Annotated in this window: 10 protein-coding genes, 32 tRNA genes and 2 pseudogenes; 3 read left to right on the top strand and 41 right to left on the bottom strand. The window is 67.9% G+C overall.

The annotated features are described in order from the left end of the window. Positions 1–149: 149 nt before the first annotated feature. The gene (locus tag ABZT87_RS30295) at positions 150–686 is read right to left on the bottom strand and encodes a GNAT family N-acetyltransferase (RefSeq protein ID WP_354863287.1); all 537 of its coding nucleotides are present in this window, start codon (positions 684–686) and stop codon (positions 150–152) included. A 153-nt stretch (positions 687–839) separates the two neighbouring features. Here ABZT87_RS30295 and ABZT87_RS30300 point away from each other — a divergent pair, with 153 nt between their 5' ends. Then, positions 840–1,049, top strand: a complete 210-nt coding sequence (locus ABZT87_RS30300) for a hypothetical protein (protein ID WP_354863284.1) — start codon at positions 840–842, stop codon at positions 1,047–1,049. 167 nt (positions 1,050–1,216) lie between these two features. Next, complete coding sequence (locus ABZT87_RS30305) at positions 1,217–1,468, top strand: potassium transporter TrkA (protein ID WP_354863283.1); 252 nt, start codon at positions 1,217–1,219, stop codon at positions 1,466–1,468. A gap of 48 nt (positions 1,469–1,516) precedes the next feature. Here ABZT87_RS30305 and ABZT87_RS30310 read toward each other — a convergent pair whose 3' ends face one another. The 6 genes and pseudogenes from ABZT87_RS30310 to ABZT87_RS30335 all read right to left on the bottom strand — a co-directional run bounded on the left by ABZT87_RS30310 (position 1,517) and on the right by ABZT87_RS30335 (position 5,688). Next, entirely contained in the window at positions 1,517–1,846 is a 330-nt protein-coding gene (locus ABZT87_RS30310) for a TraR/DksA C4-type zinc finger protein (RefSeq protein WP_355139828.1), read from the bottom strand. A gap of 396 nt (positions 1,847–2,242) precedes the next feature. After that, positions 2,243–2,470 carry a ferredoxin gene (locus ABZT87_RS30315; RefSeq protein ID WP_354862258.1) on the bottom strand — a complete coding sequence of 76 codons (228 nt, stop codon included), beginning with the start codon at positions 2,468–2,470 and terminating at the stop codon, positions 2,243–2,245. After that, the gene (locus tag ABZT87_RS30320) at positions 2,467–3,696 is read right to left on the bottom strand and encodes a cytochrome P450 (protein ID WP_354862257.1); all 1,230 of its coding nucleotides are present in this window, start codon (positions 3,694–3,696) and stop codon (positions 2,467–2,469) included. Before ABZT87_RS30320 ends, ABZT87_RS30315 begins: the two co-directional genes overlap by 4 nt. Positions 3,697–4,023: 327 nt before the next feature. Further along, a complete protein-coding gene (locus ABZT87_RS30325) occupies positions 4,024–4,209 on the bottom strand; it encodes a hypothetical protein (RefSeq protein ID WP_355139877.1) in 186 nt (61 codons plus the stop codon). Between the two features lie 140 nt (positions 4,210–4,349). Then, positions 4,350–4,766: pseudogene (locus tag ABZT87_RS30330) on the bottom strand (hypothetical protein); the annotation flags it as partial. 106 nt (positions 4,767–4,872) lie between these two features. Then, positions 4,873–5,688 carry an NAD(P)H-binding protein gene (locus ABZT87_RS30335; RefSeq protein ID WP_355139830.1) on the bottom strand — a complete coding sequence of 272 codons (816 nt, stop codon included), beginning with the start codon at positions 5,686–5,688 and terminating at the stop codon, positions 4,873–4,875. A gap of 189 nt (positions 5,689–5,877) precedes the next feature. On the opposite strand from ABZT87_RS30335, the gene ABZT87_RS30340 reads away from it, so the two are divergent. Further along, positions 5,878–6,198, top strand: coding sequence for a helix-turn-helix domain-containing protein (locus tag ABZT87_RS30340; RefSeq protein ID WP_355068497.1), 321 nt, complete (start codon positions 5,878–5,880; stop codon positions 6,196–6,198). A 76-nt stretch (positions 6,199–6,274) separates the two neighbouring features. Here the strand turns inward: ABZT87_RS30340 and ABZT87_RS30345 are convergent. From ABZT87_RS30345 to ABZT87_RS30510, 34 genes and pseudogenes are all read right to left on the bottom strand, one after another. Further along, positions 6,275–6,345, bottom strand: a tRNA-Cys gene (locus tag ABZT87_RS30345). A gap of 10 nt (positions 6,346–6,355) precedes the next feature. Continuing rightward, a tRNA-Arg gene (locus ABZT87_RS30350) sits at positions 6,356–6,428 on the bottom strand. 5 nt (positions 6,429–6,433) lie between these two features. Beyond that, a tRNA-Tyr gene (locus ABZT87_RS30355) sits at positions 6,434–6,516 on the bottom strand. Positions 6,517–6,518: 2 nt separating this feature from the next. Further along, positions 6,519–6,594: transfer RNA gene (locus ABZT87_RS30360), tRNA-His, on the bottom strand. Between the two features lie 20 nt (positions 6,595–6,614). Further along, positions 6,615–6,686 (bottom strand) — tRNA-Val (locus ABZT87_RS30365). Between the two features lies 1 nt (position 6,687). Then, positions 6,688–6,761 (bottom strand) — tRNA-Asn (locus ABZT87_RS30370). 1 nt (position 6,762) lies between these two features. Further along, positions 6,763–6,836 (bottom strand) — tRNA-Glu (locus ABZT87_RS30375). A gap of 5 nt (positions 6,837–6,841) precedes the next feature. Beyond that, positions 6,842–6,913: transfer RNA gene (locus tag ABZT87_RS30380), tRNA-Val, on the bottom strand. 86 nt (positions 6,914–6,999) lie between these two features. Continuing rightward, positions 7,000–7,077, bottom strand: a tRNA-Met gene (locus ABZT87_RS30385). 2 nt (positions 7,078–7,079) lie between these two features. Beyond that, positions 7,080–7,151, bottom strand: a tRNA-Lys gene (locus ABZT87_RS30390). Between the two features lie 6 nt (positions 7,152–7,157). Then, positions 7,158–7,230, bottom strand: a tRNA-Arg gene (locus ABZT87_RS30395). A gap of 7 nt (positions 7,231–7,237) precedes the next feature. Further along, positions 7,238–7,309 (bottom strand) — tRNA-Lys (locus tag ABZT87_RS30400). A gap of 1 nt (position 7,310) precedes the next feature. Further along, positions 7,311–7,397, bottom strand: a tRNA-OTHER gene (locus tag ABZT87_RS30405). A 5-nt stretch (positions 7,398–7,402) separates the two neighbouring features. Then, positions 7,403–7,476 (bottom strand) — tRNA-Pro (locus tag ABZT87_RS30410). A 5-nt stretch (positions 7,477–7,481) separates the two neighbouring features. Then, positions 7,482–7,555: transfer RNA gene (locus ABZT87_RS30415), tRNA-Pro, on the bottom strand. Between the two features lie 4 nt (positions 7,556–7,559). Beyond that, positions 7,560–7,632 (bottom strand) — tRNA-Arg (locus ABZT87_RS30420). Between the two features lie 196 nt (positions 7,633–7,828). Further along, positions 7,829–7,901, bottom strand: a tRNA-Ile gene (locus ABZT87_RS30425). Positions 7,902–8,373: 472 nt separating this feature from the next. After that, positions 8,374–8,455 (bottom strand) — tRNA-Ser (locus ABZT87_RS30430). Between the two features lie 5 nt (positions 8,456–8,460). After that, positions 8,461–8,532 (bottom strand) — tRNA-Asp (locus ABZT87_RS30435). A gap of 26 nt (positions 8,533–8,558) precedes the next feature. After that, positions 8,559–8,631, bottom strand: a tRNA-Ala gene (locus tag ABZT87_RS30440). A 174-nt stretch (positions 8,632–8,805) separates the two neighbouring features. Further along, positions 8,806–8,888 (bottom strand) — tRNA-Leu (locus ABZT87_RS30445). Between the two features lie 12 nt (positions 8,889–8,900). After that, a tRNA-Met gene (locus ABZT87_RS30450) sits at positions 8,901–8,972 on the bottom strand. 5 nt (positions 8,973–8,977) lie between these two features. After that, positions 8,978–9,051, bottom strand: a tRNA-Thr gene (locus ABZT87_RS30455). A gap of 119 nt (positions 9,052–9,170) precedes the next feature. After that, a tRNA-Thr gene (locus ABZT87_RS30460) sits at positions 9,171–9,246 on the bottom strand. Position 9,247: 1 nt separating this feature from the next. Next, positions 9,248–9,324, bottom strand: a tRNA-Leu gene (locus ABZT87_RS30465). 6 nt (positions 9,325–9,330) lie between these two features. Continuing rightward, a tRNA-Gln gene (locus ABZT87_RS30470) sits at positions 9,331–9,402 on the bottom strand. A gap of 34 nt (positions 9,403–9,436) precedes the next feature. Beyond that, positions 9,437–9,878: pseudogene (locus tag ABZT87_RS30475) on the bottom strand (HNH endonuclease). Positions 9,879–10,016: 138 nt separating this feature from the next. Then, positions 10,017–10,089 (bottom strand) — tRNA-Gly (locus tag ABZT87_RS30480). Between the two features lie 97 nt (positions 10,090–10,186). Beyond that, a tRNA-Gln gene (locus ABZT87_RS30485) sits at positions 10,187–10,263 on the bottom strand. Positions 10,264–10,270: 7 nt separating this feature from the next. Further along, positions 10,271–10,343 (bottom strand) — tRNA-Gly (locus tag ABZT87_RS30490). Positions 10,344–10,360: 17 nt separating this feature from the next. Beyond that, positions 10,361–10,434 (bottom strand) — tRNA-Glu (locus ABZT87_RS30495). A gap of 8 nt (positions 10,435–10,442) precedes the next feature. After that, positions 10,443–10,515, bottom strand: a tRNA-Ala gene (locus ABZT87_RS30500). A gap of 186 nt (positions 10,516–10,701) precedes the next feature. Further along, positions 10,702–10,774, bottom strand: a tRNA-Trp gene (locus ABZT87_RS30505). Positions 10,775–11,219: 445 nt separating this feature from the next. After that, positions 11,220–12,971, bottom strand: a complete 1,752-nt coding sequence (locus tag ABZT87_RS30510) for a DUF6461 domain-containing protein (protein ID WP_355139832.1) — start codon at positions 12,969–12,971, stop codon at positions 11,220–11,222. Positions 12,972–12,997 lie beyond the last annotated feature (26 nt).

Genomic DNA, 12,997 nt, shown 5'->3' on the forward strand with positions numbered 1-12,997 from the left:
TCGATTCAGCTAGCACCGGTGGGATCCACTTGTGCGAGCCGTCGCCGTAGGGGAAAGCACCGTTCGAGCCCGGGCCAGGTTCCGGGGAGCCGGCTCATCGTGAGCGGGCTCCCCGAAACGGCTGTCGGGACGGCCGCTGGGTGGACCGCTTACAGATCCATCGCATAGACCCGGACCTGGCGGCCGGTGTCCGGCTGCACGGTCTCGCGGTCCAGCGCCATGCCCAGCTTGACCATCACTCGCGCCGACGCCTCGTTGCCGACAACGTGGATGCTGACCAGCCGCCGCAGTCCGAGCTCGGCACGAGCGTGGGCGACCACGGCCTGGGCCGCCTCGGTGGCGAAGCCCCGGCCCCAGTACGCGCGGCCGAGCCGCCAGCCGATTTCCACGGCCGGCATGATCTCGGGCAGGAAGGTTGGCACCGCCAGCCCGGTGAAACCGGCCAGCTCGCCGGTTTCCTTGATCTCCACCGCGTACAGGCCGAAGCCGTGCTCCTCCCAGTGCCGCTGATAGTTGGCCAGGCGCTCCGCGGTCGCGGCCCGGTCCAGGGTGCGGCCGTCATGGATGTAGCGCATGACCTCGGGCTGTGCGTTCACCGCGGCGAAGCCGTCCAGATCGTTGCTTTGCCAGCGGCGCAACAGCAGCCGCGGAGTCTCCAGGGACGTGGCATCAAGGGAACTGGTCATGTCAGGCACGTCCCTTCGTAGCATTCCGGCGCTCACGAAGCGATGGACTATCCAGCCCGGCGCGCGGGGTCGTCGCCGGCGTTGCTGGCGGGGCATGGGCGGTCACCCGATGCGGATGTGGTCTCCACTCTGGGCGACGGCTATGGTTCGGGCATGCACGATCGACGCAGCCTTCGGCGCGTCGGCGGGCGAGCGCCGCTGCCGACGATGCTGCTGCTTGCCGTGCTCGTACTGGTGCTCTCCGCCACCCGGTCGATCGGGCTGTGCATCGTGTTCCGTTCCGCACGGCGGGCGATCCCCGGTTGTGTGCCCGCTTGGTCGGCGGATCGTGCTCCCCCGCGCCATGCGCGGGGCCTTGCCTGATCCACTCGCCCCGCCCGCGCCAGTCCCATGGCGCCGCCCGGCTGGCCGCCATGGCAGGTCGGCCGCGCTGTCACCGCGCCCCGCCGCACTTCGCCTGGCCACACTCGCCGGCCTGCGCCGCTGCCGAGCCGCCGCGCACATTCGCCGCCCTGCCCGCTGGAGTCCCCATGATTGTCGAACTGACCCCGCTGCCCGGTATCGGGGTACGCCGCATGTTCACCACCGCCGACGGCCGCCGCGTGGGCGTGGTCACGCACCATTCGGGCGGCCGGCGAGATCTCGTCTACGAGTCCCCCGACGACCCCGACGCCACCTACTCGCTGACCCTGACCCGCTCCGAGGCCGTGACCCTCGCCGGGCTACTGGGAATCCTTGACGTCCTGGACGTCGTCACGGTGGCGGAGTCATCTCCTGCGTGACGGCCTGTGGCTGCCGTGCCCACCGAGGCACGGCAGCCACACCGGGAATCAGCCGTTGTGCTTCGCCTGGCAGGACACGCAGAACTGCGCGTGCGGAAGGATTTCGAGCCGCTCGGCCGGGATGTTCTGGTGACACTTCGTGCAGGCACCGTAGGTGCCGTCGCTGATGCGGCTCAGCGCACCGGTGATCTGCTCGATGTTGCGGCGGGTGGCCACCAGCAGTGCGGCCCGGTTGTGGGCCTCGCTCGGGTCGCCGGTGTCCGCGTTGAGCTCGGTCAATTCCCGTAGCCGAGCCGTCTGCGTGGCGAAGTCTTCCGCCAGGGACGCTCGCAGATCAGCCAGCCAACCCTGGTCGACGGTTCGATGATCGACGCTCATGGTCTACCTCTGCCTTTCGAAAGGAAAAAGAAAAGGGCCGAAGCTTGATAGCTTCGCCCTGGCGGTCGTTCCGTGATGCAACGATTCCGCGGGGGGCCTCGGCCGGTTCGCGCCGGGCTCGACAGCCGGGAGGTGGGCGCGATGTGCAGCACGCGGACAACCGGCACCCGCATCCCGACCATCCGGCACGCCGCCGTCGCCACGTAGGCAGCCCCGATTGCCGCCACACCGGTGACGGCACGAGAGCGGAACGTCACCGGGGACATGTCTCCACCATAGGCGGCGACCGCAGCAATGCCAACGCGTGCGCCGAGGCCTCACTCCTACCATCATCCGCCGCCCGCGCCGGTCTTCGCGCCCAGCGCGGCGGCACGACCGTCGCGACCCTCGGTCGGGTCACTCCTCCGGCGCGATCAGCCGGTCGTCGGTGGCATCGCGGACCGTGATCGCTTCCACCGGGCACGAGTCGGCGGCGTCGAGGACGACGTCGGCCGGGGCGACGACGTCGGCCAGCGGCTCGGACAGGCCGCCCACCAGGCGGAAGTGCTCAGGCGCGGTACCGGCACAGATGCTCGTGCCGATGCAGCGGCCCGAGTCCACCCCGATCCGCCACGCGGTACTCACCAGGCCACCGGCATGCCGAGCAGGCCCCGCACCAACATGCCCCGCTTCCACTCCAGCTCGGCTTCCGGAACGGCAAGCCGCAATCCGGGCAGGCGCGTCACGAGGGTGGCGACGGCGACCTGCAACTCCATGCGGGCCAGTTGCGCGCCGACGCAGTGGTGTACGCCGTGCCCGAAGCCCAGGTGCGGGTTCTGCTCGCGGTCGAAGTTCAGCCGGTCCGGGTCGGCGAAGACGGTACCGTCCCGATTCGCCGACGACAGCGAGCCGAGAACCGGCTCACCGGCCCGGACCAGCACCCCGCCGACCTCGACGTCCTCCTTGGCGTACCTGGCGAAGGAGGAGCCGACGCCGAGCGGCACGTACCGCAACAGTTCCTCGACCGCGGCCGGCACCAGCGACGGATCGGCCCGCAGCCGAGCGAGCTGGTCCGGATTGTGCAGCAGGACGTAGACGAAGTTGGGGATCTGGGTCACCGTGGTCTCGTGGCCGGCTGCGAGCAGCCCTCCGGCCAGCTCCACCAGCTCGGTCTCGCTGAGCCGATCCTCATTCTCGTCGCGGGCCCGCACCAACGCGCCGAGCAGGTCGTCGATCCCCGGGTCGCGGCGCCGCTCGGCGACCAGACCACCGATGTACCCCCAGAGATTGTTCAGGTACTCCTGGATCGTTTCCAGGGGCAGCGAGGTGGTCGAGACGATCGCCTCGGACCAGACGTGGAAGCGGTCGCGGTCGGCGTACGGGACCCCGAGCAGCTCGCAGATCACCTGGATCGGCAGCGGCGTGGCGACGTGCTCCACCAGGTCGGCCGGAGGACCGAGCCGGACCATGTCGTCGACCAGCGCGTCGGCGATCTCCTGGGTTCGGGGTCGCAGCGCCTCCACCCGACGTGCCGTGAACGCCTTCGCCACCAACCGGCGCAGCCGAGTGTGATCGGGCGGGTCCATGGTCAGCATGCCGCTGTACTGCTGGCGCGGGGTGAGCCTGGGCTCGTCGCGCTGGACGGACAGGGCGCGGCCGAACCGCACGTCGCCGAGGACCGTACGGACGTCCTCGTACCGGGTGGCGAGCCACGCCTCCTCGCCGTAGGGGAGCTTTACCCGGGTCATCGGCTCGTTCTCGCGCAGCTCGCCATAGGTCGGATCGACGACGAGGCGGTCGGGCACACTGAACGGGTACGGCCGCGCGGGCGGAACGGTGCGACTCTCGGTGGTCTGCGCGCTCTCCGTCATCCGGATTCCCTTCGTCGAGGCGGCGTGATCCTCAGGCCGGCACCACGTCCGTAGCGGCGCCGGATTGCCAGCGTCCAGGGCTTGCGACCACCACCGCATTGACGCTCAGTTATCTATCGATATCGGATCGTAGCGGGATGGGTCGATGATCGCCATGGAGGCCGGTCCGCGTCCGGCGACGGTTGTGGTGCCGCTGCGAAGGAACCGCAGCGGCTCCTCGCCCGCGATCCACAGTGCTGGACGGCCTCGCTCTGGTGTGGTGCCCGGCCCAGTCCGGCGCGTACCCGCACTGACGCCCGGCATGCCGATCGCTGTTGGCGGCGGCTATCAGGGGAAGAGCTTCCAGTGCCCCTCGGAGACAACCTCGACGACGCCGTCGACCACCTTGATGGCGGTGTCATCGTCGATGGCGTAGGTCGGGACCGGGATTCCGGACGCCCACTTCTGAATGGTGGACAGCTCGGTGCCCTCCATGTCCGGGTGATTGAGGTGTGGGTACAGCGTGAAATCCACCAGCCCCAGCGCCCGGTCAGCGCCCCCGCCATGTCGCTGCCGTCGGGGACGAATTCGAGGTCGAACTCGGCATCGCAGTTGTACGGGGTGACCGCGATACTCCCGGCACTCACCCCCACGTAAACCGTATCGCTCAGCGACGGTAGGAGGTCGGCCAGACCCGACTGGCGCAGCCAGTAGGTCAGGTAGAGCACATCGCCGCCCCAGACGAGGAGGGCGTCGGCCTGCCGGACGGCCGGGACCCAGTTCTCTTCTCGAATGGTCGGCAGTGCGGTGAGCTCCAATATCCCCAGGGATTTCCAACCGAGCTGGGTCAGCGGGATGGTGGCCTGGCCGTGAATCGCCTTCCACGCCTTCTCAGCTCCGCCGGGGAAGGGGTAGATACCGGTCGGAATGAACAGGGCCGTGGACTCGGCGATCGGCTTGCCCAGCAGGTCGACCAGCGCATTGCGAATGCTCGGGTTCTGGACGCCCCCGGACGTCAGAAGAAGCCTCACCCGTGCCTCCTGTACGTAGCGGTCATGACGCTCTCCTCGAGAGTCGGAGGTCGGGTGCATGGGACGACAGAATGGACACCATAGCGAAACTCATCGCCGTCGCGACCCCTCAAGCCCTCGCACGCGCATCGGCATGAGCGGAGGGCATTCTTGTGAAGCATCTGTGTCAGTGCGTGCCAGGGCGCGTGGCGGCCGTGGCATCCGCAGCGACGGTGAGTGGATCCGTGAGCGGTCGATCAAGCAGGCGCACGAGGTCGGGGCTGGTGTTGTCGAGGAACCCGTGGCGGACACTGGTAGCGATTGAGGCCAGCATCGGCGGCTGGAATGGCAGCAGGTTGGGGTCGCCGAGAAGCCGGGTGCGGTACTCACCCAGGCCGATTGTGTGGTGCGCGACGCCGAGACGGTCGGCGATGCCGCCAGCGGTAATCGGGTCCCCGACCAGGTCGTACACCTTGCCGACGTGCGCGGTGGGCTCGCTTGCGACGACGGCTGCGGCAGCTGCCAGGTCGGCCCGCGCTACCGCGGAGAGTGCACCGGTCCCGAATGCTGACTCCAGCCCGTCAGGAGTCCACGCGAGCAAGGCACCGAACAGTTCGGCGTACAGCCCGTTTCGCAGGATGGTCCACGCGAGCCCGCCGCTTTTGATCATTCGCTCGGTGGCCCTGTGGGCGAGCGCGAACCCGAGGTGGTCCCCGGCGCTGGTCAGGCTGGTGTAAACCACGTGGGCCACGCCGTCGCGGCCTGCAGCGTCGAGAAGAGTCCGGTGACGCGCGATGACCTGGTCGTCCTCGGCATACCCGGCCGAGACGAGGACCAGGGTCGAAACGCCTGTGAGATCGAGGGTTGCGGGGTCGTCGAAGTCAAGGTGGCGCTGTGCGCTGGTGGGAGTGCGACTTCCTGCCAGGGCGGGTACGTCTCGCTCGCCGAGCTCTGCGAGTGTGAGCGAAGCGAGCTGTCCGTTGGCGCCGGTCACCATGATCATTGCGATTCGGTCCCCTACCGTGGTTCTCTTCAGTAACTACAGTGAGAGCCTGGACCCGCGCCCGGTGGCTCACAAGGAGGCAGTCTCGTGTCACTAGCGCACACCGAAGTAACCGCGGGAGCCGCCGAGCTCGAACCATGCGGACAGCCGGATCACGCAGACTGCGGCATCCGAGACGTTCTTGACCGGGTGGGCGACAAGTGGTCGGTTCTCGTGATCGTCGAACTCGCCAACGGGCCGCGACGCTTCCGCCAACTCCAGCGCGCCATCGACGGGATCTCCCAGCGCATGCTGACCCTCACGGTGCGCCGCCTGGAACGAGACGGCCTCGTCCTTCGGACCGTGTACGCGACCGTGCCCGCCCAGGTCGACTACCGCCTCACCGAAACCGGCACAAGCCTCACTCACCTCGTCAAAGCACTCGCCGACTGGTCACTGGCACACCGCGCAGCCATCTCTGAAGCCCGTCAGGCGTACGACAGCGACCACCCCGACAACGAGATCCGGTGACGCGCAGCGCGTCCTGAGCCGCGACAGTTGGTCGACCGGAGCATCTCGCTCGTTATCCGACAGTGGATGGCAGTTGAGGCCGTGACCGGGATCGAACCGGCGTACGCGGTTTTGCAGACCGCTCCCTCACCACTCGGGCACACGACCAGGCAGCAAGCGCCCGCGGAGGGGATCGAACCCCCGACACCCAGCTCCGGAAGCTGGTGCTCTGTCCCCTGAGCTACGCAGGCATGCGTGGGAGTGGAGAGATTCGAACTCCCTGAGCGCGAACGCACCGGGGTTACAGCCCGGCCCACCTCACCATCGGTGGCGCACTCCGTTGGGGTGACTGGCGGGTACTGACCCCCGCGACCTCCCGGGCCACAACCGGGCGCTCTACCACTGAGCTACAGCCACAACTGCGGCCCGAAGGCCAGTGCCCGTACCTGGACTCGAACCAGGGCGACCCGCTGTGTGGGAGCGGTGCTCTGCCGCTGAGCTACACGGGCTTGGCTCCCCTGCCTGGACTCGAACCAAGATCAGCCGGTTAACAGCCGGCCGCTCTACCTTTGAGCTACAGGGGAATGGTCGCGCGTGCGGGACTCGAACCCGCTTCATGGGCTTGAAAAACCCAGGGCCCACCCATAACCGAACGCGCGTTGCGTGCCCCGAGCTGGTGTCGAACCAGCGACCCCCGGTCTGTCGAACCGGTGCTCTCCCGCTGAGCTATCAGGGCGCGATGAGGGGGCGGCCGCGGAGTGTACTGCCGCGCATGCGCCTGGCACTCCCTGCGCCAGGGCCGACCCGAATGGACAGGACCGTTGGGAGCGGGAGCCGGATTCGAACCGGCGGCCTCTGGGTTATGAGCCCAGCGCGCTTCCATGACTGCGCCATCCCGCAAGTAAGCCGCCAGAGGATCGAACTCTGGACACTCCGATCAAAAGTCGGCAGCTCTACCACTGAGCTAGCGGCCCGTGCCGTGCCCCGCGCTGGAATCGAACCAGCGACACGCAGTTTAGGAAACTGCTGCTCTATCCCCTGAGCTAGCGGGGCGAAATTGTGCCTTCGGGGAATTTCGAAATCCCGGCCCTCCGATTAAGAGTCGGATGCTCTGCCTCTGAGCTACGAAGGCTTGGCGGAAGGTTGACGAGTCGAACGCCAGGGCTTGCACCCCCCTCCGGTTTTCAAGACCGGCTGGCCCCCACGGGCCGGAACCCTCCACGAGTCGGGTAGACAGGAATTGAACCTGCGGCCTCTCGCTCCCGAAGCGAGCGCGCTACCAAGCTGCGCCACTACCCGTTGAGTCGGGACGGCCGGATTCGAACCGACGGCCCTCCGGCCCCCAGCCGGATGCGCTACCAAACTGCGCCACGTCCCGAAAGAGCCCCCGACTGGAATCGAACCAGCGACACCGAGATCCGTAATCTCGTGCTCTATCCACTGAGCTACGGGGGCATTGTTGTTGCAGGCGAGGGAAGCCGGCCGGTACGCCGGGTTCTGTCCCACCCCCGGCGGCCCGGTGTTCTCTGCGGCACTGTCCCGCGGCTTTCGCCGGGGTTCCCGTTAGGAACCACCCTGCCCTGCGGAGCCCGGACGTTCCTCGACGGAGCAGGTGGTCCGGCGCGGTCGCCTGGCTGGCATTCGCGCTGCGTGCCGACGGGAGGAATCGAACCTCCGGCCCCCGAGTTATCAGCTCGGTGCTCTAACCGCTGAGCTACGACGGCTTGGCGGAAGGTATGCTGTACGTACGCCTTCCAATGTAAAGCTTGCCGGGACCGCCAGCCTTCTCGACGGCGACGGCACGATCACTCTGAACGTTTACGGTGGATCTCAATATTCGGTGTTTCGGAAGCCGATGGTCTGTGTCGACAACACCGACCGGGACATTCTGGAGGAGCTTCAACGGCTCTACGGTGGGAAGTTGATCGCCAAGAAGAAGACTCAGGAACACCACCGCCAAGCTTGGTCCTGGCGAGTCTTCGGTGCCGCCAGCATCATCGCGATGCTCCGCCAGGTCCACCCCTACATGCGCAGTCGTGTGAAGGCGGAGCGAACCCGAATGCTGATCGAGGAGTACAAGCAAGTGACTTCGCGGAACGGGCACTACACCCCCGGGACGCGGGCGGCGAAGGGTCGACTTCGAGGAGCGCTTCCTGTCTGTGGGAGCAGGCAGGGGCGGTCGCTGTCGACCCATTGCGGAAGGTGCGGGAGTCGAACCCACAACGGCCGAGGCCGCAACGGATTAGCAGTCCGTCTGCCCTACCTATGGCAACCCTCCTTGCGCGCTGACGACGGGACTCGAACCCGCGGCCTTCCGGCTGACAACCGGATGCTCTGCCGCTGAGCTACGTCAGCATGGTCCCGGCCGGCGGCCGGGGGAGTGGAGTCGGACGGAATCGAACCGACGACGTCCTGCTTGCAAGGCAGGTGCTCTACCAACTGAGCTACGACCCCAAGACCCGGGCGGACTTGAACCGGATCTCCCCGTTGTCGCGGGGCGGTGGCGCCCATCCACCTTCCGGGCGTTCCCGTTGACCGCGCCGCGTCCGCGCGGTGTTGCCGGGTTCCGCGTTCGCCCTCGACACCGCCCGCCGGGCCGTGCTTGGCTGGGCCGCGGCGGGCCTGTCGTGCGCTCGGGGAGAGTCGAACTCCCACGCCTTTCGGCACCGGCTTCTGAGGCCGGCGTGTCTACCAGGTTCCACCACGAGCGCGTGGTTGGTGCGTGCCGACGCCCGGTGTCGATCCGGGTGCCCCTCCGTTATGAGCGGAGCGCTCTACCGTTGAGCTACGTCGGCAAGAGAGCCAGCGACGGGAGTCGAACCCGCATCCTCGCCCTTACGAGGGGCGCGCTCTGCCATGGGGAGCTTCGCTGGCGTGGTCCCGTTGGGTCACTCGCGTGCCGGGGCGGCGCCGCCGTTTAACCGACGGATCACCGTCAGGGGCGCTATCCCTGCCTTGTCGCGTCCCGGCCCGCGAGACACCCACCGGGTGTGTGGAGCCGGCGACCGGGATCGAACCGGCCCACTCGCGCTTACAAGGCGCGTGCTCTGCCAACTGAGCTACGCCGGCCTGGTGCCCTCGGCGCGATTCGAACGCGCACTGTCCAGGCCCTCGACCTGGTGCCTCCTGCCGTTGGGCTACGAGGGCATCGAGCTGGGAGCAGAGGATTCGAACCTCTACGCACTGGGTCAGAGCCAGCGATGCTGCCGGTTACATCAGCTCCCATCGCGGCCGGCGGGGTGATGGCCCGCCAGCCGAGTCAGCGCTGCGCCAGCGACCCCCACGCCGGCACGACCGGGCTGATGCGAAGCACCATGCCGGCCTCGGCCGGGGTCCGGTCGCCCTTGCGCTGGTTGCAGGGCGCGCACGCGCTGACGGTGTTCCGCCAGGTGTTCTGCCCACCCCGGGCGGGGCAGGATGTGGTCGACCGTCACGGACGGACCCTCGGAGTAGCCGCACCGCCGTTCGTCGCGGGCCAGGACGCCGCCCTTGGACCAGGCGGGGCCCTTCGTGTACCGCCACCGGGTGCCGACGTACCGGACGAGCCGGACCACCTTCGGCATGGGGAACACGCCGATGAGTTGGTCGGGTTCGGCTTCGTGGATCTCGGCGACCCGCCGGCAGAGCATCCGGATCGCATGGGCGACCGTGACCCGGTGGAGCGGGCCGAGGTCGGCGTTGATGACGAGAACGGCGTCCACCAGGTCCCTCCTTCCGTGATCTTGCAACGAAACCGGTGGTCGTGTTGGCAGGACGAGGTGTCTTGCCAACGGAACTTGGCACTTCACCGATAGGTGTTAACTCGGCGATGTCGCATTGTCTCTATGTAAGAGACATCGAGCGGCTACCGGGACTTGAACCCGGGACCTCGACGTTGGCAACGTCGCGCTCTACCAGCTGAGCTACAACCGCGTGGAGCCGTCGGCCGGAGTCGAACCATCCACCAAGAGGCAGTCGAGTTCCGGATTCGCAGATCCCGAGACGACTCTCTCCGCTGGTCGAGTGCGAGCTCCGGGAGCAGGAATCGAACCTGCGTTCGTACCGGGATCCAAAGTCCCGTCGCCCTTGCCAGCAGAGCATCCCGGAACGGTTGAGCGGTCGGCGGGCACCGACCCCGCTTCTTCGGTTTGGAAGACCGACGTGTCCGCCAAGTTCACCACGACCGCATGGCATCCTGCGTGCGTAGGCCGTACGGGGCTCGAACCCGTAACCTCCTGGCTGAGAACCAGGTGAGCTGCCAGCTTGCTCCAACGGCCCATGAAGCGTGGAGAAGAAGGGATTCGAACCCTCGACCTCCGGTCTGCCGAACCGGCGCTCTCCCAACTGAGCTACAACCCCATCGTCCGGGACCGGGGTGTCGAACCCCGTGTCTCTCGCTCCCAAAGCGAGCGGGTCAGCCGTCTCCCTCGTCCCGGAGGTAGTGCCCCCGGCCGGCCCATACGGGCGCCGGCCGGGGCCTTACCAATGCCATCCACTGTGGAGTTGAGAACCTACAACGCCGCCGGCCGAAGCCGGGACGAAAAGCAGGGGCGGCAGGACTCGAACCTGCATCCGTCGGTTTTGGAGACCGGTGCTCCACCAGTTGAGCTACGCCCCTATGAAGTTGTTCCAGTAACGAGAAAGCCGCCCTATCCCTGTCAGGGTGGGCGGCTTCGCAGCTTGCGCTGGCGCTATTCGCGCCGCCACCCCGGCTTCCAGTTCCGCTCACTCGCGCACAGATCGTGGGCTCGTCCAATCGAGGGCAGCACGACACCGCCGCGCGGCATGAGCCGCGTGGTTTCGGTGTAGGCGTACTGCAACACGGGGAACTCCTCAGGTTGGTCGGGACGACCTTGCTCATTCAAGGTAGGCGCTGCGCTGATCGGATGGCAATGGATATTCCGAGCCACGTCCACGTAGCTCGCGGCCAGCTGTAGCGGGTGACTGGAGGTGGACAGCCGCTAGAGCACCTCGGCGGTAGGCGTCGGGCTGGAACAGGATCATCGTCCGCTGTGATGGATGTGGCTGAGGTCCTCGTCTCGGACCGCGGTGCGGCTGTGTGCCTATCCTGTGATGCGGTAACCGATACCGTCCGCGCGGATCCGGTGAAGGTCGGCAGCGGTGATGCCCCGGCCGGTGAACCGTGCGACCGCGACCAGTCCCTTCTCATTGCGATCGCCGCGCTCGGCGAAGTCGATCCCGGCGAGAGCTGCGGCAACCTCCGGCGGGTACTCGTCGCGCCCCCATGGCTCGAAGGCAGCGAGCAGTTGACCTGCCTCGGCGAAGGAGAGCCGGGTGACGGCGTTGACGTTCCAGAACATGCTGGCGGCCCGGCCACCGGCCGACGCGTTACGCAGCACTGCGGCGTCCGTGCCGCGGAAGCCGTTGTCCTCCACGACCAGGACCGCGTCACCGCCGTCCAGCACGGTGATCCAGGGGTCGATGGCACGACGCAGTGACAGGTCGCGCTGAATGTCATCGACCGATTCCGGCTGGTCCGGGTCGGCTCCGAACGCACGTAACGCCTGCTCGACCGTAGCGCCAGTGACGACGGTGACAGTCGCCGCCTGGGAGAGCGGGCTACGGCGAATCCATCGGTACGCGTGCTCGGGGGGCCGGGCCGGCTCGGGCACGCCGCGCAGCCGGTGCCCAAGTTGGTCGGTGAGCTTGTAGGCGATTTCCGGTGCGGCGGGTGCGCCCCAGACGACGAGCTTGTAGCTCTCGAGATCGGCGTCGAGGTCGTCGCGCCCGCGGGCGTGTACCCGGGTCCGGTATTCGCCGGGCCACGGCGGGGTCTGCCGGCGTAGGCTGCGGCCGCCCGTGCCGTCCGGCGCCATCACTGATGCGCGCCCCTCGGCGGCACGCCAGCTCATTTCGACGATCTCCTCCCAGCCGGACTCCAGCTCGTCCGGGGCTTCCGCGAGCACGGCCAATTCAACGCGGACCGTGCCCACTGCGACACCGGTGCGCACGACGATGCCGCCGTCGGCCACGGCGACCATCCCGTTGCCTGCGAAGTCGGCCTGCTCGGGCAACTCGTGCTCGGCAAGCCCGAACCGGTGCTCGGCCACGGTCACCGTGCCGGACATATGGCGCGGCAGCAGGTACTCCGCGCGGATCCTGGCGAGCATCGCCGCCGCATATGCCGGAGGCATGAGTGCGTCCCGCAGCAGTAGCGCCGCGGCGCCGACTCCCAGGCCGACGGTGGCGGCGGCACGCTCCACGATCACTGGTGGCGCCGCCTGGTGGACCACGGCACCAGCAACCGCCACCGCCAAGCCGAGATGAGCTGCACCGTGCTCGGCCGCGATCGATGGCTCATCCGTCGCCGCCGGCGTGACCGCCAGCAGCGGCGCGATCACAGGGTGCGCCGCAAGCTCTCGCACCAACGCAACCGTACGGTCGGCCAGTCCGGGACGCAGTCGGTGCAGCAAAGCCGTCGCGGACGTCGCCTCGCTATCGTGACTACCTGCGGCCATCCACACATACTGGGCATCCGGAGGCCGGAGCAGACCCGCCACGAGGTCCGGCGCACAACTCCAGTCATGGCGGCCGACAACCAACTCGAGCGCGCCGAGCAGGCGCTCCACCGGCAGCGGCCCCAGCGCTCGCAACGCCGTCACGCACTCGGGCTCACCACCGGCCGAGTGGTCGAACCGGTGAGCACCCACCGAATGCGAATCCGCCTCCTCTGGCACGGCCAGGCGACCCAGCAGACGCGCGGGCATCGCAGGGATCCGTTCAATGAACGCCGGCATCGTCGCCGCGGCGAAGGCCGCCAGCCCCTCGCTTGCCTGCGCCGATACGTCAGTCATCGTCCGCTCCCCGTCAGCGCGATCAC

This window comes from Micromonospora sp. NPDC005237 (genome assembly GCF_040607775.1).
Classification (GTDB): Bacteria; Actinomycetota; Actinomycetes; order Mycobacteriales; family Micromonosporaceae; genus Micromonospora.